The organism is Streptomyces sp. NPDC058326 (genome assembly GCF_042879855.1).
Taxonomy (GTDB): Bacteria; Actinomycetota; Actinomycetes; order Streptomycetales; family Streptomycetaceae; genus Streptomyces.
The window spans coordinates 537,004-556,018 of record NZ_JBHVZO010000002.1 but is presented as its reverse complement, the minus strand read 5'-3'; the positions used below and the strand labels follow the sequence as shown (position 1 = coordinate 556,018).

Sequence of the window (19,015 nt, the reverse complement as noted above, 5' to 3'; positions counted from 1 at the left end):
GCGCTCCCATCCGGGACGCGTACAGCCTTCATCAGGTCCTGGCGGGCGCCGCCGAGCCGCGATCAGCCGGCCGGGCCTCTTGGCGCACAACGAGCACCACCTTGGACGAGGAGAGTGGAATGCGCACTTCCAGCAGCAGACGCGGACGCCGTGCGGCGATCGCGGCGGTCGCCGTCGTCGTGACCGGCACGACCCTGCTCACCGGTTGCGGCAGCGACGACGACAACGGCAAGGGCGGCACCGGCACCAAGGCCGGCGAGAAGATCACGCTGCGGATCGGGACCTTCGGTTCCTTCGGCTACGACAACAAGACCGGCGCCAAGCTCTACGCGGAGTACGAGCGGCTCCACCCCAACATCAAGATCGAAGAGTCGAACGTCTCCGACGGCCAGAAGTACTGGGACACCCTGAAGCTGCGCCTCTCCCAGAACAGCGGCGTCGCCGACATCCAGGCCGTCGAGGTCGGCTACATCGCCGAGGCGACCGGCACCGCCATGGCCGGCAAGTGGGTCGACCTGGGCAAGGAGGGCGGCGCCAAGGCCGAGAACTTCCTCGACTGGAAGGTCAAGCAGGCGACGACCGCCGACGGCAGGCTCATCGCGCTCGGCACCGACATCGGCCCCATGGCCATCTGTTACAACAAGGACCTCTTCGCCAAGGCCAAGCTGCCCACCGAGCGCGACGCCGTCGCCAAGCTGTGGGCCGGCGACTGGGGCAAGTTCATCGAGACCGGCGAGAAGTACAAGGCGGCCGCGCCCGCGGGCACCTCCTTCCACGACTCGGCGAGCGGCCTGTTCAACGCGGTCGTCTCCAGCGACCCGGTGCAGTACGCCAACACCAGCGGCCAGCTCGACTGGGAGAACAGCCCCGGCGTGAAGAAGGCCTGGGACACGGCCGTCAAGGCGGCCCAGGGCGGTCTCACCGCCAAGCTGCGCCAGTTCGACGAGAAGGGCACCTGGAACGCGGCCTTCAAGAACTCGAAGTTCGCCACCGTCGCCTGCCCCAGCTGGATGACCGGCATCATCAAGGACCAGGCGGGCCCGGCCAACCAGGGCAAGTGGGACATCGCCGCGCCTCCGGTCGCCGGCAACTGGGGCGGCTCCTTCCTCGCCGTACCGAAGGCCGGGAAGCACACCAAGGAGGCCGCGGAGCTCGCCGCCTGGCTGACCGCCCCCGAGCAGCACGCCAAGGTGTTCGCGGTCAACGGCAACATCCCCTCGTCCAAGGACACGCTCGCCTCCTCGGCGGTCCAGGAGGCGAAGCTGCCGTACTTCGGTGACACACCGGTCGGCAAGATCTTCTCCAGCGCGGCGGCCGGCATCACCCCCGCCGTGATCAGCCGCTACGACGGCCAGGTGAAGACCTTCCTCACCGACAACGGCATCCTCGACATCGAGCAGCGCGGCACCGACCCGGCCAAGGCCTGGGAGAACGTCAAGAAGCTGGTCGACGACAAGATCGACCAGTAGCGGGGGCCGTGCCGGTCCGCCGCCCACGGACGGCGGACCGGCACCGTCCGCACCACCGCACGCATCGACCTGGAAGGACGCCCCCGTGGCCACCTCCGTTCGGGCGAAGCCGGACGGCTCCCCGCCGCCCGCCGCACCGCCCTCCTCCCCCGGCCCGCGCGGCCGCCGATCCGCCCGGGGCGGCCGGCGCAGCACGCTCTACCGCTGGGACCTCAAGGCGATCCCGTACGTCTTCATCGCCCCCTTCTTCCTCACCTTCGCCGCCTTCGGCCTGTTCCCGCTGATCTACACCGGCTGGCTCTCGCTCAACCGGGTCGAGCTCGGCGGTGACCCGACGTGGAAGGGCCTGGAGAACTACACCGACCTGGCGACCAGCGAGTTCTTCTGGAACGCGCTCCTCAACACGTTCACCATCGGGATCATCTCGACCGTTCCCCAGCTGCTCATGGCCCTGGGCCTGGCACACCTGCTCAACTACAAGCTCCGCGGCCGAGGTTTCTTCCGGGTCGCGATCCTCGCCCCGTACGCTACCTCGATCGCGGCGGCGACTCTTGTCTTCGCCCAGCTGTTCAACACCGACTACGGGATGATCAACGGCGTCCTTGGCTGGTTCGGGTTCGATCCGGTGAACTGGGAGTCGTCCAAGTGGCCGGCGCAGATCGCCATCTCGGTGATCGTCACCTGGCGCTGGACCGGCTACAACGCGCTGATCTACCTGGCCGCCATGCAGGCCGTGCCGCAGGACCTGTACGAGGCGGCCGCGCTGGACGGGGCCTCGCGCTGGCGCCAGTTCATCAGCGTCACCATCCCCTCGATCCGGCCGACCATCCTCTTCACGATCATCGTCTCCACCATCGGCGCCACCCAGCTCTTCGGCGAACCGATGCTCTTCGGCGGCAGCGTCGGCATCAGCGGCGGCAGCGGCAACCAGTTCCAGACACTGAGCCTCCTGATGTACGAGAAGGGGTGGGTGACCGGCGCGCTGGGGCAGGCTTCGGCGATCGCCTGGGTCATGCTCCTGCTCCTGCTCCTGATCGGCGGCGTCCAGGCGCTCGTCTCCCGCCACAACCGCAAGAAGCTGGGGGGCTGACCCGATGGCCCGCACACTCGACACGACGCCGGCCCCGGCAGAGGCCCCGGCGGCCCCGTCGCGGCTCCGCCTCCGCCCGTCGGCCGGGAAGCAGCACCACGCGGGACCGCTGACCTACGTCCTGCTCGCCGTGGCCGCGTTCGTCTCGCTCTTCCCGCTGTACTGGAACGTGGTCGCCGCCTCGCACACCGGCGAGCGGGTGGTGGAGGCCCCGGCGCCGCTGCTGCCCGGCAACCGCCTCCTGGACAACCTGACCTTCGCCTGGAACCAGGTCGACATGGGCGAGGCGCTGATCAACACCACGATCGTGGCGAGCCTGGTGGCGCTGTCCACCGTCCTGTTCTCCACGCTCGCCGGCTTCGCCTTCGCCAAGCTGCCCTTCCGGGGCCGGGGCATGCTGCTCTCCCTGGTCGTCGCCACGATGACGATCCCGCCCCAGCTCAGCGTCATCCCGCTGTACCAGATCATCACCGACCTCGGCTGGTTCGACCAGCTCCAGTCGGTCGTCCTGCCTTCGCTCGTCGCCGCCTTCGGTGTGTTCTTCATGCGCCAGTTCCTGGTGGAGGCCCTGCCGACGGAGCTGGTGGAGGCGGCCCGGATGGACGGGGCGCACAGCCTCCGGATCATCTGGCACGTGGTGTTCCCGATCGCCCGGCCGGCGATGGCCGTGCTCGGCATGCTGGTCTTCGTCCAGGCGTGGAACGACTTCTTCTGGCCGTTCATCGCCCTCACCCCGGACGGCAACCCCACCCTCCAGGTGGCGCTCGCCGGGCTGGGCGCGGGCAACCACACGGTGGACCACGCCATCGTGCTGACCGGCGCCCTGATATCCACCGTGCCGCTGCTGCTCGTCTTCGCCTTCCTCGGCAAGCACATCGTGGGCGGCATCACGGCCGGCGCCGTCAAGAGCTGACCGGCCGCCCCTTCCCCCGTACGGCATGCCCCGTCCGGTCCGCATGCCCTCTCCGTCCCGCACGTACCGAACGTACCTGCCCCGTACCCGCGTTGGGAGCGCTCTCCTATGACCGCGTCCGAAACCCGGCCGCTCACCGCCACCCGCTCGTTCCCGTCCGACTTCCTCTGGGGCGCGGCCACCGCCGCGTACCAGATCGAGGGAGCGGCGGCGGAGGACGGCCGTACCCCGTCCATCTGGGACACCTTCTCGCACACCCCCGGCAAGGTCTTCGAGGGCCACACCGGCGACGTCGCCGTGGACCACTACCACCGGTTCCGCGAGGACGTCGGCATCATGTCCGAACTCGGCCTGAACGCCTACCGCTTCTCCGTCTCCTGGTCCCGGGTGCAGCCCACCGGCCGGGGACCCGCCGTCCAGAAGGGACTCGACTTCTACCGGGCGCTCGTCGACGAGCTGCTCGCCGCCGGGATCGAGCCGGCCCTCACCCTCTACCACTGGGACCTTCCGCAGGAGCTGGAGGACGCGGGCGGCTGGCCCGAGCGGGCGACCGCCGAGCGGTTCGCCGAGTACGCGGGGATCGTCGCCGACGCGGTCGGCGACCGGGTCAAGCGGTGGACCACGCTCAACGAGCCCTGGTGCAGTGCCTTCCTTGGGTACGGCTCCGGGGTCCACGCCCCCGGCCGCACGGACGCGGTCGCCTCCCTGCGGGCCGCGCACCACCTCAACCTGGGCCACGGTCTCGCGGTCCAGGCGCTGCGGGCCGCGATGCCGTCCGACCGTCAGATCTCGGTCTCGCTCAACCTGCACGAGGTACGCCCGCTGACCGGTTCGGCGGCGGACGCGGAGGCGGCCCGCCGGATCGACGCGGTGGGCAACCGGATCTGGCTGGGCCCGATGCTGGAGGGCGCCTACCCCGAGGACCTGCTCGCCGACACGGCGCACCTCACGGACTGGTCCTTCGTCCGGGAGGGTGACACGGCCGCGGCGCACCAGCCGCTGGACCTGCTCGCGATCAACTACTACGCGCCGACCATCGTCTCCGATGTGCCGGAGGGGGCCGAGAAGCCCCAGGACGACGGCCACGGCAACAGCGCGTTCTCGCCGTGGCCGGGCGCCGACTCGGTCGCCTTCCACCGGGGGCCCGGCGAGCCGACCGCGATGGGCTGGGCGGTCGACCCGAGTGCCCTGTACGACCTGCTGACCCGGGTCTCCGACGCCTATCCCCAACTCCCGCTGGTCATCAGCGAGAACGGGGCGGCGTACGAGGACGTGGTCTCCCCGGACGGCTCGGTGCACGACCCGGAGCGCGCCGCCTATGTGCACGCGCATCTGGAGGCCGTGCACCGGGCGATGAGCGACGGGGTGGACGTACGCGGCTACTTCCTCTGGTCGCTGCTCGACAACTTCGAGTGGGCGTACGGCTACGCGAAGCGGTTCGGGGCGGTCCGGGTCGACTACGACACCCTGGAGCGGACCCCCAAGTCCAGCGCCCGCTGGTACGCGCGGGTGGCGCGCACGGGTGAGCTGCACGCCCCCTGAGGCCGCATGACGGGGTGGGCCGTGCCGGGGTGACCGGCACGGCCTTCCGTCATGGGGTGCGCGCCGGTCAGATGTCGATGACCCGGTAGCCGATGACGTACACGCCGCCGGAGCCCTCGACGGTGCGCCACTGGGTCTCGGCGCCGACCTCGCTGCCGGTGACGAGCGTGGCGCCGAGCTTGTCGTCGCCGCCGAACGTGTCGAGGTCCCACAGGGTCATCGTGCGGGCCTGCTCCCTGCCGAGGGCGAGGGCCGCGTTGCCGTTGCCGTCGGCCATGGAGCGGACGTAACCGCTGCCCATGGTCTGGTACTTGACGCCGTTGCCGGGCCAGACCTTGACGGCGTTGCCGTTGGCGTCGGTGATCTTGAGGTACGCCTCGTCGTGGTCGCCCTCGCTGTTCTTCTGGCAGTGCAGCTCGACCAGTTCGATCCGCACGTAGTCGATCGGCTCGGCCTGGGCGGTGCCGGCGAAGGCGGCGACGCTGCCGAGTCCGAGAAGGACGGTGGCGGCGGCTCGGACGAATCGGTTCTTGCGCATGTGGTCCCCCCACACATCGGGTCACTCGCGTGACGGTGGTTCCGGTCCGCCTCCGCTCGGCGGGGCCGGTGTGCCGTTCCCCTCGGCACATCACCTACTGTGCCCGTCCGCCGCGCCGGGTTCTACGCGCGTTCCGCTGGACGGAACAGCACCGCTCGGCCTCGGTTCAGGGGACGAGGACGGCCGCCGGGGCCGTCCCCCGCGGGCCGCCGCTCCGGGCGAGCGCGCGGCTGATCGCGGCCCCCGCCTCGGCGACGCCCCGGGCGAGCGCGTCGAGCGGCCGACCGGCCGGGATCATGCCGGCGAGGGCCGCGACCGTACGCCCGTCCCGGGTGCGGACCGGCAGGGAGGCGCAGCAGACCCCGTCCATCACGTCCTCCCGGTCGAGGACGGGCCCGCCGCGGAGCGGCCCCCGCAGGGCCTTCCCGGCGGCGGTGTCGAGCCGGAACGCGATGCCGTCCCGTACGGGGAGGAGCGGTTCGAGGTCCCCGGGCACCGAGCCGACGGTGATCGCCATGTCCTCGCGCAGCACGGTGAGGACCACGCTGGCGCCGGTGGCGGCCCGGAGGCGCTGGAGCGGCAGCCGGGCGGCGGGCCGCAGACCAGGGTGCGGCTCCCAGGCCTGGCCGATGCGGTACAGCTGGGGGCCGACCCGGTAGCGGTTGCCCTTCCGTTCGACCGCGCCGAGCGTGACCAGCTGGTCGAGCAGCCGGTGGACACTGCCCTTGGGCACCCCGCAGGTCAGCGCCAGTTCGGTCACGCCCGCCTCGTCACCGCTCCGGCGCAGGGCGTCGAGCAGCGCGAACGCGCCTTCCAGTACGCCCCGGCCGCGCGCCCGCGCGGTGTCGCCGCCTCTCGGCCGCGCGGTGTCGCCGCCCCTCGACAGCGCGGGGTCGCCGCCTCTCGCCCGCGCGTCCGCGCCGCCGTCTCCCCGGCCGATATCGGCTCTGCCCGCTCCACGTCCCTCACCGGTGTCCATGAGTCCCCCCGACTCCGCAGGCCCGGCCGTGACCCCGATGGCTCGGCTCCAGGCACGCCCCCACCATGCCGCGTACCGGACCGTTCCGGCGAAGGGCTTGCGTCGTCCGTCGTGTCGCGGGCAACGAGCCTTAGAGTCTCCGGACATGAGAGACCCTCAGTCCCCCACCGCCCGGTCCCGTCGGCGCAGGACCGCCGGGCTTGTCGCCGTCGCCCTGACGACCGCCGTGGCCGGCCTCGCGACCGCGTTCGCCACTGCCCCGCCCTCCCGGTCCGCGCCCCGTCCCGGGGCGGACGGCACGTCGGCGGCGAGCCCCTGGATGCGCCTGCCCGGCGCGCCGCCGACGGTGATCGCCCACCGGGGTGCCTCCTCGGCCGCCCCCGAGAACACCCTGGTCTCCGGCGAGGTGGCCCGGCGGGGCGGGGCCGTCTGGATCGAGAACGACGTCCAGCCCAGCGAGGACGGCGTGCCGTACGTCCTCCACGACGCGACCGTCGACCGGACGACCGACGGCACGGGCCCGATCCGTTCCCTGACCTCCGCCCAGCTGGACGCCCTGGACGCCGGCTCCTGGTTCGCCCCCGCCTACGCCGGGGCGCGGATCCCGACCCTCGCCGACCAGTTGGCGGACCTCCGGAAGCGCGGCGGGAAGCTCCTCCTGGAGATCAAGGGCCCGCACCGCCGGGCCGACGTGGAGCGGATCGTCCAGGAGGTCCGCCGCCAGGACATGGCCGACCGGGTCTTCGTCCAGAGCTTCGACATCCCGTCGCTGCGGTACGCCCACGAGCTCGCTCCCGAACTGCCGCTGGGCCTGCTGCGCGACACCCTGGACGCGGACCCGGTCGCGCTCGCCGAGGAGCTGGGCCTCGCGGCGTACAACGTCTCGGACGCCGCGCTGTCCACCCGTCCGGGGCTCGTCTCCGAGCTGCACGCCGCCGACCTGGCCGTCTTCGTGTGGACGGTCGACCGGCCGGCTCGCTGGAAGGTCCTGGACGGGCTCGGTGTGGACGGCATCATCACCAACCGTCCGACCGAGCTGGGCGGATGGTGGGCGGGCCGTACGGCCTGAGCGGCCGTCGGCCCGGTGCGGGCCGTGGCCCCTACGGCGTGACCCTGATGTCGTCGACGAAGGCCCGGACCATGATCGCGCTGGTGCTGATGACGGTTCCGGGCTTGATCAGTCCGTCCTCGTCGCCGTTGCCCTTCACCTGGACCGTGCGCGCCCCGAGCAGGGTCAGCGTCTTGCTGTCGAAGATCCACTCGGTGCGCTGGCCGCCGAACTCGTCGAGCCGCGCGACCGCGACGCCCTTGCGGCCGGCCGCGTCGGTGGCGCTGTCCACCATGACGACTCCGGGAATGTTCGCGGCGGCCCGGTAGAGCGCCGCCGTGAGCCCGGGGGACGGCCAGCTCTCGACCAACAGGTCCCCGATGGTGGTGAAGGCCTGCTGGTCCTTGCCGCTGCCCTGGCCCTCGGTCTCCTCGTAGATCTTCCGCAGCAGCGCGTCGGGGTCGGTGGGGAGGGTGGCCAGGTAGTCGTGCGAGGGCGCGCCGAGGTGGGGCTTCGGCACGTTGCCCGTCTCGTCGAGGCCTCCCAGGGTGATGCCCTCGGGCCCGGTGGTACCGGGTTCGATCAGCCAGCCCTTGAGGCCGTCGGGGGACCGCCAGGACTGCCGGGTGTGCAGGGGGCTGGGCGCGAGGCTGCTGACGCCGTCGACGGTCTTGATGTTCGTGCCCGCGGACCGCGTCTCGATGTAGACGTACTGTCCCGCGCGGCCCTTCGGGGCGTCGGCCCCGGCCGCGGCCAGCGAGATCCGGTCAAGGAGCCGGGGCGCGCCGTGGGCGTCGACGGCGCCGATCGTCGTGGTGAGGGCGGGTCCGGTGGCGAGCTCGCCGCGGCTCTGGTCACCGCCGCCGGGAGTGAGGAGGAGGACTCCGGCGGCGAGGGCGCCGGCGAGGACGGTCGCGGCCGGCAGGAGGATCGCCTTCCGCAGGAAGGGGTTGCGCGGGGCGGCGGTGCGGCGGTCGTCGTGGATCCGGCTCATCAGGCGCTCCTTGTGGAACTGGTGGCGGCCCGGAGGAAGGTCGTGCTCCTCGTTCGCCGGGAGGTCTCCTGTGTCGAGCCGGTTCGCCGTGGCGGGCTGGTTCGGGTCGGGGTTCATCGGATTCCTTCCTGCGCGGGCCGGACCGCGTTCGTGCGATCACCTGTTGTCTGTCGGGGGCGGGGGGCGGGTTCCCGTTTCCCGGGGACGGGTTCGCGCTTCCCCGGGATGGGTTCCCGTTGCCCCGGGACGGGTTCGCGCCTCTCCGTGCCGGGGGTGCCCGGTTCCAGGGCGAGTTCGGCCTCGGTGCCGGTGCGGAGCTTGGCGCGGGCGCGGGAGAGCCGGGAGCGGACGGTGCCGACGGGGACGCGCAGGGCTCTGGCGACGTCGGTGTAGGCGAGGCCTTCCCAGAGGCAGAGCACGAGGATCTCGCGTTCGGTGCGGCGGAGCGTGCCGAGGGCCCGCAGCGTGGCCGCGATGCGGCGCCGGTCGTCGAGCCGCCCCGCCACCTCGGACGCGTGGTCGGGTACGGAGGCCCCGGCCGGTCCCGCGGCGGCGTACGCGGCGGCGGCCGCCCGGTAGCGGCGGTTGCCGCGGCAGTGGTTGCGGGCGACGTTGGTGGCGACGCCTAGCAGCCAGGGGCGGAGCGACCCCCCTTCGGGGTCCACCTTCAGCCGCAGCCGCCAGGCCTCCAGGAAGGTCGCCGCCATGACGTCCTCGGCGACCGACCAGTCGCCGGTCAGCCGGAAGGCGTGGTTGTAGACGCTGCGGGCGTAGGAGTCGAAGAGTGCGGCGAAAGCCGAGGGGTCTCCGTCCCGGATCCGTGCGCGGGTGTCTGTGTTCACCTCTCTCGTCTGTCCGGGCCCGCTGACGGGTTCCCGTGACGCCCGTCACTCCGGGAGGTCAGTTCTTCGAGGAGTTCGGGGTTGACCACGCGCAGGATGGTCGCGACGTGCCCGGGATCGGCCGCCGCCCACAACGCCTCGCGGGCCGCCCGGTACTTGGCGGCGAGCCGGTCCCTGTGGTCGGGTGGCAGCGCGGCGACCCGGTCCCGGCGGCTGTTGTGCGCGTTGTCGGCGATCTTCACGAGGGTGGCGTCGGGATCCTCCGTGATCCGGCGGATCTTCTCCTCGTAGGGCGTGCCGGGCCGGTTGGTGACGGCTTCGACGATGGCGACGACCCGGTCGGGGATTCCGGTGGCGCGGAGCTGTTCCGCCGTCCAGGAGGTGTCCTCGATGACATCGTGGAGCAGCCCGGCCATGACGAGGTGCGGGCCGAACGGCTCCAGTCCGGCGGCGACCGCGCGGACGTGTGCGACGTACGGGACGCCGATCTTGTCGGTCTGTCCGGCGTGTGCCCGGCCGGCGAGCGCGTCCACCTCGGCGAGTGTCTTCATCGCCCCATCATCGCGGGGAGGACGGCGGCCGGTCGTGCCCCTCCCCCGCACCTGGCCGCGTGGGCGTCCGGTCAGGTCAGCAGGCGGTTGGGGTGGGAGGAGCGGCGGGCCGCCGCGAACAGGGCGTGCATGCGGGGGCCGGCCTGGTCGATGTCGGTGACGGGGGTGGGGAAGGGGAGCCGGACGTCCTGGTGGCCGGTGGGGTGTTCGAGCCGCAGGGTGATGCCGTAGCGGTCGAGTGCGACGGGGAGGGCGCGGACCATGTGCCGGTCGGGTCGCGGCCGGACGAGGCGGAGGAGCAGGGGGACGAGTTCGCCGTGGCCGTCGACGAGGTGGGTGAGCATGGAGGCCTCGCAGGTGGCCATCGGGTCGATGTCGGTCGCGTGGAGTTCTTCGAGGGTGACGAAGGTCCGGCCCTCGGCGTTCTCCAGGAGCGCCTGGCCGAACTCCATGCAGATGCTCGCGCTCGTCTCAGGCTCGTACGGGGTGGCCAGGAGCCCCGTCAGGGTGACGCGGGCGCGCAGCCGTTCGCGTACGGGAGTGGGGGCGATGTCCGTGAACTCCAGGCGTACGGGGATCCGTGCGGACTGTCCGGCGTGGCTCTCCTCGGAAGGGTCGTGCAGGTGGATGTGTCCCATCGGTCCGGTCCCGTCGAGGAGATGCACCTCCTGGTGGACACCGTCGGAGACGACGGTCATCGAGTGGGCGGCTGCCAGGACCGATCGCACACGCTCGGCGGGGGTGGGGCGCGTGGCGCGGGGGCTGAGGGGACGCATCCGAGTTCTCCCGGGACAGGTGACGGAGACACTGCTCCTGAGGACAGTCGCGTCGGCGACTGCTACTTAGGTAAGCCTAAGCTAACCCACTCTCGGTGGCCACGGAAGGGCGGGCCACCACCCGACACGGCGCCTGACGGCCCATGTGATGATCTGCTCTTCATCGAGCGGATCCCCTGTGGATCCCGGGGAGAGAACATGGCATACACGGACGCCAACGGCGTCGATCTGTCCGGCGTCACCGGCAGGCTCATCCAGACCGTCGACCTGGTGAAGGGCCCCGCGCCCCAGGCGATCGCCACCGACACCGTCAACGGGCACGTCTTCGTGCTCCAGGTGGAGAGCTCGGCCACCGCCCCGCAGGGCAACATGTACCTGAACCGCATCGACCGCCGGACCGGCACGGTCACCGGCTCGATGCAACTGAAGGGCTTCGGACACGGGCTCTCGATGGGCGCCGAGCCGGTGGGCGCCGACACCTACCTCTGGACCGAGGTCGGCCCCCTGCACGTCACCTCGGACGGCACCACCTTCGGCAAGGCCGTCACCCGGTTCCGGTTCGTCGCCGGCTCGGTCCTGGACGGAGCCCTCATCCCGCAGGAGCGGAAGTTCACACCGCCCGGCAGCACCTCGGGTGTCGGACCGTCGCTCGACCCGGTGAACAACCTGCTGTGCGTCATGTACCACAAGGACGGAAAGCGGCACTTCACCCGGTACGACCCCGCCGCGGCCGCCGCCGGCTCCTGGGTCCCGGTCGGCACCACCTTCGTCATGCCGGCCGGAGAGGACGTCACGCCCGCCGTGCCGTCGCCCTACCCGCTGCGCAAGACTCTCGTCTCCCAGGGCTTCACCGCACTGGGCGACGTCCTCTACTCGTACCAGTGGGCGCCGTACGACAAGGAGAACAACCCGACGACGGTCCCCAGCGAGTTCCCCGGGATCGCCTTCCTCACCTCGTACTCGTGGACGACCGGCGCACGCCTCGACCGGCAGGTGGTCACCAACGCCGACGGCCTCACCCGGCGCGAACCCGAGGGCGTCGCCGTCGAGGTCGACCCCGCCACCGCCGAGACGCGGCTGCTGTTCGGCTTCAGCAACGCCGTCCCCGGCACCACGGGTTCGCGTGACGTCACGATCGGCTGGTACCCGACGAAGCCCGCGGTGGACGGGGTCAAGGTGCTCGCGGACTGGGAGGACCTCACCCTCGCCGCGGGCGTCTCCCCGGGCGCCCAGCCCCCGCGCGGACGGCTGATCGCCCTCGCCGGCACCACCTACCTCCAGCTGCGCGGCACCCTCACCTGCTCCCCCGGCCTGACCGCCGACAGCAGGATCGGGACCCTTCCGCACCGGCTGCGCCCGACCCACCTGACCCGCCAGAACGTGCCCCGCAACAACAACACCGGCCGCTGCGTGTGCCGGATCGAGGCGGACGTCCACGGCGCCCTCTGGGCGTACGGCGCCACCAGCGACAACGCCACCACCTGGATCGACCTCGACGGCGTCTCGGTCGCCTGGCGATGAACCGCCGCCCCACCGCGACCGGCCGCACGGACCGCCCCGCACCCACCGCGCCCCTCACCCCGACCGACCGCCCCACCCGATCCGGAGGATCGAGCATGTCCCAGCACACGACCAGCCGCCGCTCCCTGCTCACCGCCGCACTGGCCGCCCCCGCCGTCGCCGTCGCCGCCCCGCTCCTGACGGCCACCCCGGCCGCCGCCGTGGACCCCGTGGACGGCTGCCAGACCGTCGTCGACTGGACGGCGATCACCCTGGACCCGGCCGTGACGGCCGTCGCGGGCGCACCGGCGGAGGCCCGGGTGATACGGCTCGCGGGGACGGAGTTCCTCCAGCTGCGCGGCACCGTCACCTGTGACTTCGGCACCGACGGCCGGCTCGGCACGCTGCCCGCCGCCATCCGCCCGCCGAAGCTGACCCGCGGCGTCTGCCCCCGGAACAACAGCCAGGGCATCAACGCCGTCCGCATCGAGGCCAACACGGCCGGCTACGTCAACGTCTACGGCCCCCAGTCGACGAACAGGGTGACCTGGATCCAGCTGGACAACTTCTCCTCCGTCCTGGGCTGAGACCGGTAGAACGCTCCCCTGACGGGTAGTCCGCCCCGTGACACCCGGGAAAGGGGAGCAGCATGCGGGAAGAGGGTTCCGAGCGGAGACCGCTGTCGGCGGCGGAGCTGTTCGACGGTCTGGGAATCGCGTACGAGCGGGCCTTCGGGCACCTGCCGGCGCAGCTGGCGGCGGTCGACTGGCTCACGTCCCGTCTGGACGCGGGAGCCCGTGTGCTCGACGTCGGCAGCGGCACCGGACGGCCGGTCGCCGACCTCCTCGTCCGGTCGGGCTGCGCCGTGACGGGCATCGACGTGTCCGGGACGATGGTCGACCTGGCCCGGGAGCAGGTGCCCCGGGCCCGGTTCGAGCGGGTCGACGTCCGTGACTTCGACGCTCCCCCGGGGAGCTTCGACGCGGTCTGTGCCTTCTTCCCGCTCCTGATGATGAGCCGGGCGGAGGCCGGCGCCGCCCTGGAGCGGATGGCGGGCTGGCTGGCGCCCGGCGGCTACCTGGTGACCGCCACGGTGCCCGCCGACGTCGACGGCGTGGACATCGAGTGGATGGGCCGGCCGGTCAGGGTCTCCAGCTTCCCGGCCGACGAGTACCTGCGCAGGCTCCGGGAGGAGTGCGGTCTCGACGTCCTCCATCACGAGGTGTCGGTCTTCCGCCCGGAGGACGAGCGGGCGGCCCCGGAGGAGCACCTCTTCTGCTACGCCCGCCGCCCCGGCGGGCCGAGCTGACCCGCGCGCCGGGTCACGGCGCGTCGCCCGACCAGTCGAAGCGGCGCGCGTCGCCCGGGCGCGGGTCGTAGAGGGAGCGGCCGCCGGCGCCGTAGCGGCCGAGCTCCGTCTCCAGGGCCGCGCCGGCGGCCCGCTCCTCCGCCGTCCGGTCGGTGACGTCGAGCAGCAGGCCGTCGAGCGGCCCGCCGACCAGTTCGGCGTAGACACGGCCCGGGCGTGGGCCCGGCCGGGGGTCGTCGTGATCCTGGCCGTAGACCCGGCCTCTCAGCAGCTCCTCGTCCCTGTCCATGAGGACCAGCCTCCCAGCCACCACTGACAACGCCGCCGAGCGGGCCCACCACACGGATCGCCGCAGGTCGAGGAGAAGAAGGTCACAGTCGTTCACCCTCCTGCTCCTTTGGTGATCTCCCCTAGCATCCGACCATGACGGTCCTGCCTGAAGACGGGCTCTCCCTGGCGTCCGAATTCCCTGACGCGCCACACGAACAGTGGCAACACCTCGTGGCGGGTGTCCTGCGCAAGTCGGGCAAGGAGGTCTCCGGCGACGCCGCCGAGGACGCCCTGTCCACGCTCCTCGAGGACGGCCTCGACACCCGTCCGCTGTACACGGCACGCGATGCGGCGCCCGACGCCGGACTGCCCGGCTTCGCGCCCTTCGTCCGCGGCGGCCGTGCCGAGGGCAACGCCCTCGGCGGCTGGGACGTGCGCCAGCGCCATCTCGCCCCCGACAACGAGGCCGTCCTCTCCGACCTGGAGAACGGCGTCACCTCCCTCTGGCTGGGCGTCGGCCGCACCGGCATCCCGGTCACCTCCCTGGACAAGGTCCTCGACGGCGTCTACCTCGACCTGGCGCCCGTCGTCCTCGACGCGGGCGACGAGACGGAGGCGGCGGCCGAGCAGCTCCTGCGGCTGTACGAGGAGCGGGGCGTCGCCGCGGACGCCGCCCGGGGCAACCTGGGCGCGGACCCGCTCGGCCACGAGGCCCGCACCGGCCGCGCCGCGTACGACCTGGCGTCCGTCGCCGGTCTCGCGCGCCGCTGCGCCGACGGGTACCAGGGCCTCCGGGCCCTGACCGTGGACGCCCTGCCGTACCACGAGGCCGGCGGCTCGGCCGCGCAGGAGCTCGGCTGCTCCCTCGCGACCGGCGTGGCCTATCTGCGCGGTCTCACCGACGCCGGACTGAGCGTCGCCGAGGCCTGCGCGCAGCTGGAGTTCCGGTACGCGGCGACCGCCGACCAGTTCCTGACCATCGCCAAGCTCCGCGCGGCACGCCGGCTCTGGGCCCGGGTGGCCGAGGTCTGCGGCGCCCCGGACGCGGGCGCGCAGCGCCAGCACGCGGTGACCTCGCCGGTGATGATGACGCGCCGGGACCCGTGGGTGAACATGCTGCGCACCACCGTGGCCACGCTCGCCGCAGGGGCCGGCGGCGCCGACAGCGTCACCGTGCTCCCCTTCGACGACGCCCTCGGTCTGCCGGACGCGTTCGCGCGGCGGATCGCCCGCAACACCTCCACCGTCCTCATCGAGGAGTCGCACCTCTCCCGGGTGATCGACCCGGCGGGCGGTTCCTGGTACGTGGAGCGGCTCACCGACGAGCTCGCGCACGCGGCCTGGGAGTTCTTCCAGGAGATCGAGCGGGCGGGCGGCCAGCAGGCCGCGCTGCGGGCCGGGACGATCGGCGAGCGCCTCGCCGGGACCTGGGCGGCGCGCAGCAAGAAGCTCGCCACCCGCCGCGAACCCATCACCGGTGTCAGCGAGTTCCCCCACCTCAGCGAGAAGCCCGTCGAGCGCGAGCCCGCGCCCGCGCAGCCGACCGGCGGCCTCCCCCGGGTCCGCCGCGACGAGGCGTACGAGACGCTGCGCGCCCGCTCGGACGCGCACCTGGCCGCGACCGGCGCCCGGCCCAGGGTCTATCTGGCCGCGCTCGGCCCGGCGGCCGCGCACTCGGCCCGCCTCTCCTTCGCCGCGAACCTCTTCCAGGCGGGCGGCATCGAGCCGGTCACCGAGGGCACGTTCGAGGAGAGCGGCGCCCGCGAGGCCTGCCTCTGCTCCAGCGACGCGCTGTACGCGGAGCAGGCCGCGACCGCGGCGGCGGAGCTGCGCGCGGCGGGCGCCGAGCACGTCCTCCTCGCCGGCCGCCCCGGGGACCACCCCGGTGTCGACACGTATCTCTTCGCGGGCTGTGACGCCGTCGCCCTGCTCTCCACCGCCCTCGACCGCATGGGAGTGTCCTGATGTCCATCCCCGACTTCTCCGGGATCGAGCTCGGGGCGCCGACCGCCGACGGCGGACCCGACGCGTGGCGTACGGCCGTCAAGAAGGCCGCGGGCGGGGACGACCTGCTCTGGGAGACCCCGGAGGGCATCGGCGTCAAGCCGCTGTACACCGGTCAGGACCTGGAGGGCCTGGACTTCCTGGACACCCGCCCGGGCATGGCACCGTACCTGCGCGGCCCGTACCCGACGATGTACGTCAACCAGCCCTGGACGATCCGGCAGTACGCGGGCTTCTCCACGGCCGAGGAGTCGAACGCCTTCTACCGGCGCAACCTCGCCGCCGGGCAGAAGGGTCTGTCGGTCGCCTTCGACCTGCCGACCCACCGCGGCTACGACAGCGACCACCCGCGCGTCACCGGTGACGTCGGCATGGCCGGTGTGGCCATCGACTCGATCTACGACATGCGGCAGTTGTTCGACGGCATCCCGCTGGACCGGATGACGGTGTCGATGACGATGAACGGCGCCGTGCTTCCCGTACTCGCGCTGTACATCGTGGCGGCCGAGGAGCAGGGCGTACCGCCCGAGAAGCTGGCCGGGACCATCCAGAACGACATCCTCAAGGAGTTCATGGTCCGCAACACGTACATCTATCCGCCGGGTCCTTCGATGCGGATCATCTCCGACATCTTCGCCTACACCTCGCAGCGGATGCCGCGCTACAACTCCATCTCCATCTCCGGGTACCACATCCAGGAGGCGGGGGCCACGGCCGACCTGGAGCTGGCGTACACCCTCGCGGACGGCGTGGAGTACATCCGCGCGGGCCGCGAGGCCGGGCTCGACGTGGACGCGTTCGCACCGCGCCTGTCGTTCTTCTGGGCGATCGGCATGAACTTCTTCATGGAGATCGCGAAGCTGCGCGCGGCACGGCTGCTCTGGGCCAAGCTGGTCAAGCAGTTCGACCCGCAGAACCCCAAGTCCCTGTCTCTGCGGACCCATTCGCAGACCTCCGGCTGGTCGCTCACCGCGCAGGACGTGTTCAACAACGTCACCCGCACCTGTGTCGAGGCGATGGCGGCCACCCAGGGCCACACCCAGTCGCTGCACACCAACGCCCTCGACGAGGCGCTCGCCCTGCCCACGGACTTCTCCGCCCGGATCGCCCGCAACACCCAGCTGCTCCTCCAGCAGGAGTCGGGCACCTGCCGGACCATCGACCCCTGGGGCGGCAGCGCGTACGTCGAGAAGCTCACCCACGACCTCGCCCGGCGCGCCTGGAAGCACATCCAGGAGGTCGAGCAGGCCGGCGGCATGGCGAAGGCGATCGACGCCGGCATCCCCAAGCTGCGGGTCGAGGAGGCCGCGGCCCGCACCCAGGCCCGGATCGACTCCGGACGGCAGCCGGTGATCGGCGTCAACAAGTACCGGGTGGCGACCGACGAGCGGATCGACGTCCGGTCCGTCGACAACTCCTCCGTACGCGCCCAGCAGATCGCCAAGCTGAAGCGGCTGCGCGAGGAGCGCGACGAGCAGGCCTGCCAGGACGCGCTCGCCGCGCTCACCCGGGCGGCAGGCGGCGAGGGCAACCTCCTCGAACTCGCGGTGGACGCGGCCCGCGCGATGGCCACCGTCGGCGAGATCTCCGACGCCCTGGAGAAGGTGTACGGACGGCACGCCGGACAGATCCGTACGATCTCCGGTGTGTACCGCAACGAAGCCGGCGAGTCCCCGTCCGTGGAGCGCACCCGGGCCCTGGTCGACGCCTTCGGCGAGGCCGAGGGACGCCGGCCGCGCATCCTGGTCGCCAAGATGGGCCAGGACGGCCATGACCGCGGCCAGAAGGTCATCGCCACCGCCTTCGCCGACCTGGGCTTCGACGTCGACGTCGGCCCGCTGTTCCAGACCCCTGCCGAGGTGGCCCGCCAGGCCGTCGAGGCGGACGTGCACATCGTCGGGGTCTCGTCGCTGGCCGCGGGACACCTCACGCTCGTTCCGGCGCTGCGGGAGGAACTGGCCGCCGAGGGCCGCGAGGACATCATGATCGTGGTCGGCGGGGTGATTCCTCCGCAGGACGTGGCGACGCTCCTGGAGATGGGCGCGGCGGCCGTGTTCCCGCCCGGCACCGTGATCCCGGACGCGGCCCACGACCTGGTGACACGTCTGTCGGCCGGCCTCGGGCACGAGCGGTGATCGATCTCGACACGTACGTACGGGGTGTGCGGGAGGGGAAGCGGGCGCTGGTCGCCCGCGCGATCACCCTCGTCGAGTCGACCCGCCCGCAGCACCGGGCACTCGCCCAGGAGCTCCTGACGGAACTCCTGCCGCACAGCGGGAACGCCGTGCGGATCGGGATCAGCGGAGTGCCCGGTGTCGGCAAGTCGACGTTCATCGACGCGTTCGGGACGATGCTCACCGGACTCGGCCACCGGGTCGCGGTGCTCGCCGTCGACCCGTCGTCGAACCGCACCGGCGGCTCCATCCTCGGTGACAAGACGCGGATGGAACGCCTCGCCGTCGACCCGGCCGCGTTCGTCCGCCCCTCGCCCACGGCCGGCACACTCGGCGGCGTCGCGAAGGCGACCCGCGAGTCGATCGTCGTGATGGAGGCCGCCGGCTACGACGTGGTGCTCGTCGAGACGGTCGGCGTCGGGCAGTCGGAGACGGCCGTCGCCGACATGGTCGACTCCTTCCTGCTGCTCACCCTGGCCCGCACCGGCGACCAGCTCCAGGGCATCAAGAAGGGCGTCCTGGAGCTCGCCGACGTCGTCGCCGTCAACAAGGCCGACGGCCCGCACGAGCGTGACGCCCGCGCCGCAGCCCGCGAACTCGCGGGCGCGCTGCGGCTCATGCACGGCGTCGACTCCTTCTGGACGCCGCCCGTCCTCAGCTGCAGCGCCCGGGAGTCCGCCGGCCTCGACGCACTCTGGGAGCGCCTCCGGCAGCACCGGAGCCTGCTCGACTCGACCGGCCGCCTCACGGCCAAGCGCCAGGACCAGCAGGTGGACTGGACCTGGGCGATGGTCCGCGAGGAGCTGCTGCGCCGCCTCCACACGGATCCGGCGGTCCGGGACCTCGCGCCCGCCCTCGAGCGGCGGGTCCGCGCCGGGGAGCTGACGGCGACCCTGGCCGCCGAGCGCGTCCTGGACGCCTTCGGCGAGCGGCGCGACTGACGACTCCTCCGTCTTCGGGGGCCTTCCTCTTCGGGAAGGCCCCCTTTTCGCGCTCCCCCGCATACCCACTTTTTT

Annotated in this window: 18 protein-coding genes; 11 read left to right on the top strand and 7 right to left on the bottom strand. The window is 72.3% G+C overall.

Going from position 1 to position 19,015, the window contains the following annotated elements:
* Nucleotides 1-119 precede the first annotated feature (119 nt).
* From ACFVYX_RS05285 to ACFVYX_RS05270, 4 genes are all read left to right on the top strand, one after another.
* The gene (locus ACFVYX_RS05285; RefSeq protein WP_389679950.1) at nucleotides 120-1,469 is read left to right on the top strand and encodes an ABC transporter substrate-binding protein; all 1,350 of its coding nucleotides are present in this window, start codon (nucleotides 120-122) and stop codon (nucleotides 1,467-1,469) included.
* Nucleotides 1,470-1,554: 85 nt separating this feature from the next.
* Entirely contained in the window at nucleotides 1,555-2,559 is a 1,005-nt protein-coding gene (locus ACFVYX_RS05280) for a carbohydrate ABC transporter permease (RefSeq protein WP_389679949.1), read from the top strand.
* Nucleotides 2,560-2,563: 4 nt separating this feature from the next.
* Nucleotides 2,564-3,472, top strand: coding sequence for a carbohydrate ABC transporter permease (locus ACFVYX_RS05275; RefSeq protein WP_389679948.1), 909 nt, complete (start codon nucleotides 2,564-2,566; stop codon nucleotides 3,470-3,472).
* A gap of 108 nt (nucleotides 3,473-3,580) precedes the next feature.
* A complete protein-coding gene (locus ACFVYX_RS05270; RefSeq protein ID WP_389679947.1) occupies nucleotides 3,581-5,014 on the top strand; it encodes a GH1 family beta-glucosidase in 1,434 nt (477 codons plus the stop codon).
* A gap of 67 nt (nucleotides 5,015-5,081) precedes the next feature.
* Here ACFVYX_RS05270 and ACFVYX_RS05265 read toward each other — a convergent pair whose 3' ends face one another.
* Both ACFVYX_RS05265 and ACFVYX_RS05260 read right to left on the bottom strand, forming a co-directional pair.
* The gene (locus tag ACFVYX_RS05265) at nucleotides 5,082-5,552 is read right to left on the bottom strand and encodes a hypothetical protein (RefSeq protein WP_389679946.1); all 471 of its coding nucleotides are present in this window, start codon (nucleotides 5,550-5,552) and stop codon (nucleotides 5,082-5,084) included.
* A gap of 166 nt (nucleotides 5,553-5,718) precedes the next feature.
* Entirely contained in the window at nucleotides 5,719-6,531 is an 813-nt protein-coding gene (locus ACFVYX_RS05260; RefSeq protein ID WP_389679945.1) for an IclR family transcriptional regulator, read from the bottom strand.
* Nucleotides 6,532-6,676: 145 nt separating this feature from the next.
* On the opposite strand from ACFVYX_RS05260, the gene ACFVYX_RS05255 reads away from it, so the two are divergent.
* Entirely contained in the window at nucleotides 6,677-7,600 is a 924-nt protein-coding gene (locus tag ACFVYX_RS05255; RefSeq protein WP_389679944.1) for a glycerophosphodiester phosphodiesterase, read from the top strand.
* A 31-nt stretch (nucleotides 7,601-7,631) separates the two neighbouring features.
* On the opposite strand, the gene ACFVYX_RS05250 is transcribed toward ACFVYX_RS05255, so the two are convergent.
* From ACFVYX_RS05250 to ACFVYX_RS05235, 4 genes are all read right to left on the bottom strand, one after another.
* Entirely contained in the window at nucleotides 7,632-8,690 is a 1,059-nt protein-coding gene (locus ACFVYX_RS05250) for a CU044_5270 family protein (protein WP_389679942.1), read from the bottom strand.
* Nucleotides 8,687-9,415: an RNA polymerase sigma factor gene (locus tag ACFVYX_RS05245; RefSeq protein ID WP_389679941.1), complete on the bottom strand. Its 729-nt coding sequence runs from the start codon at nucleotides 9,413-9,415 to the stop codon at nucleotides 8,687-8,689. The genes ACFVYX_RS05250 and ACFVYX_RS05245 overlap by 4 nt, the downstream gene beginning before the upstream one ends.
* Nucleotides 9,412-9,966, bottom strand: coding sequence for an HD domain-containing protein (locus ACFVYX_RS05240; RefSeq protein ID WP_389679940.1), 555 nt, complete (start codon nucleotides 9,964-9,966; stop codon nucleotides 9,412-9,414). Before ACFVYX_RS05240 ends, ACFVYX_RS05245 begins: the two co-directional genes overlap by 4 nt.
* 71 nt (nucleotides 9,967-10,037) lie before the next feature.
* Nucleotides 10,038-10,742, bottom strand: coding sequence for a DUF2470 domain-containing protein (locus tag ACFVYX_RS05235; RefSeq protein ID WP_389679939.1), 705 nt, complete (start codon nucleotides 10,740-10,742; stop codon nucleotides 10,038-10,040).
* Between the two features lie 198 nt (nucleotides 10,743-10,940).
* Here ACFVYX_RS05235 and ACFVYX_RS05230 point away from each other — a divergent pair, with 198 nt between their 5' ends.
* The 3 genes from ACFVYX_RS05230 (at nucleotide 10,941) to ACFVYX_RS05220 (ending at nucleotide 13,551) form a co-directional block, all read left to right on the top strand.
* A complete protein-coding gene (locus ACFVYX_RS05230; protein WP_389679938.1) occupies nucleotides 10,941-12,263 on the top strand; it encodes a hypothetical protein in 1,323 nt (440 codons plus the stop codon).
* Nucleotides 12,264-12,358: 95 nt separating this feature from the next.
* A complete protein-coding gene (locus ACFVYX_RS05225; protein ID WP_389679937.1) occupies nucleotides 12,359-12,829 on the top strand; it encodes a hypothetical protein in 471 nt (156 codons plus the stop codon).
* A 62-nt stretch (nucleotides 12,830-12,891) separates the two neighbouring features.
* Entirely contained in the window at nucleotides 12,892-13,551 is a 660-nt protein-coding gene (locus ACFVYX_RS05220) for a class I SAM-dependent methyltransferase (protein ID WP_389679936.1), read from the top strand.
* Between the two features lie 13 nt (nucleotides 13,552-13,564).
* Here ACFVYX_RS05220 and ACFVYX_RS05215 read toward each other — a convergent pair whose 3' ends face one another.
* Nucleotides 13,565-13,840, bottom strand: a complete 276-nt coding sequence (locus ACFVYX_RS05215; RefSeq protein WP_389679935.1) for a hypothetical protein — start codon at nucleotides 13,838-13,840, stop codon at nucleotides 13,565-13,567.
* 134 nt (nucleotides 13,841-13,974) lie between these two features.
* Between ACFVYX_RS05215 and ACFVYX_RS05210 the strand changes: the two genes are divergently transcribed.
* Genes ACFVYX_RS05210 through meaB form a run of 3 tightly spaced genes read left to right on the top strand, consistent with a single transcriptional unit; the run spans nucleotide 13,975 to nucleotide 18,940 of the window.
* On the top strand, nucleotides 13,975-15,786 hold the full coding sequence (locus ACFVYX_RS05210) for a methylmalonyl-CoA mutase family protein (RefSeq protein WP_389679934.1): 1,812 nt from the start codon (nucleotides 13,975-13,977) through the stop codon (nucleotides 15,784-15,786).
* Nucleotides 15,786-17,960 (top strand): methylmalonyl-CoA mutase, encoded by a 2,175-nt coding sequence (gene scpA, locus ACFVYX_RS05205; RefSeq protein WP_389679933.1) that lies wholly within the window; start codon nucleotides 15,786-15,788, stop codon nucleotides 17,958-17,960. Before ACFVYX_RS05210 ends, scpA begins: the two co-directional genes overlap by 1 nt.
* Nucleotides 17,957-18,940: a methylmalonyl Co-A mutase-associated GTPase MeaB gene (gene meaB, locus ACFVYX_RS05200; RefSeq protein ID WP_389679932.1), complete on the top strand. Its 984-nt coding sequence runs from the start codon at nucleotides 17,957-17,959 to the stop codon at nucleotides 18,938-18,940. The genes scpA and meaB overlap by 4 nt, the downstream gene beginning before the upstream one ends.
* Nucleotides 18,941-19,015 lie beyond the last annotated feature (75 nt).

Coding starts and splice junctions, on each gene's coding strand:
- ACFVYX_RS05285 (WP_389679950.1), top strand. CDS start 120: ATGCGCACTTCCAGCAGCAGACGCGGACGCCGTGCGGCGATCGCGGCG.
- ACFVYX_RS05275 (WP_389679948.1), top strand. CDS start 2,564: ATGGCCCGCACACTCGACACGACGCCGGCCCCGGCAGAGGCCCCGGCG.
- ACFVYX_RS05270 (WP_389679947.1), top strand. CDS start 3,581: ATGACCGCGTCCGAAACCCGGCCGCTCACCGCCACCCGCTCGTTCCCG.
- ACFVYX_RS05265 (WP_389679946.1), bottom strand. CDS start 5,552: ATGCGCAAGAACCGATTCGTCCGAGCCGCCGCCACCGTCCTTCTCGGA.
- ACFVYX_RS05260 (WP_389679945.1), bottom strand. CDS start 6,531: ATGGACACCGGTGAGGGACGTGGAGCGGGCAGAGCCGATATCGGCCGG.
- ACFVYX_RS05255 (WP_389679944.1), top strand. CDS start 6,677: ATGAGAGACCCTCAGTCCCCCACCGCCCGGTCCCGTCGGCGCAGGACC.
- ACFVYX_RS05250 (WP_389679942.1), bottom strand. CDS start 8,690: ATGAACCCCGACCCGAACCAGCCCGCCACGGCGAACCGGCTCGACACA.
- ACFVYX_RS05240 (WP_389679940.1), bottom strand. CDS start 9,966: ATGAAGACACTCGCCGAGGTGGACGCGCTCGCCGGCCGGGCACACGCC.
- ACFVYX_RS05235 (WP_389679939.1), bottom strand. CDS start 10,742: ATGCGTCCCCTCAGCCCCCGCGCCACGCGCCCCACCCCCGCCGAGCGT.
- ACFVYX_RS05230 (WP_389679938.1), top strand. CDS start 10,941: ATGGCATACACGGACGCCAACGGCGTCGATCTGTCCGGCGTCACCGGC.
- ACFVYX_RS05225 (WP_389679937.1), top strand. CDS start 12,359: ATGTCCCAGCACACGACCAGCCGCCGCTCCCTGCTCACCGCCGCACTG.
- ACFVYX_RS05220 (WP_389679936.1), top strand. CDS start 12,892: ATGCGGGAAGAGGGTTCCGAGCGGAGACCGCTGTCGGCGGCGGAGCTG.
- ACFVYX_RS05215 (WP_389679935.1), bottom strand. CDS start 13,840: ATGGACAGGGACGAGGAGCTGCTGAGAGGCCGGGTCTACGGCCAGGAT.
- ACFVYX_RS05210 (WP_389679934.1), top strand. CDS start 13,975: ATGACGGTCCTGCCTGAAGACGGGCTCTCCCTGGCGTCCGAATTCCCT.
- scpA (WP_389679933.1), top strand. CDS start 15,786: ATGTCCATCCCCGACTTCTCCGGGATCGAGCTCGGGGCGCCGACCGCC.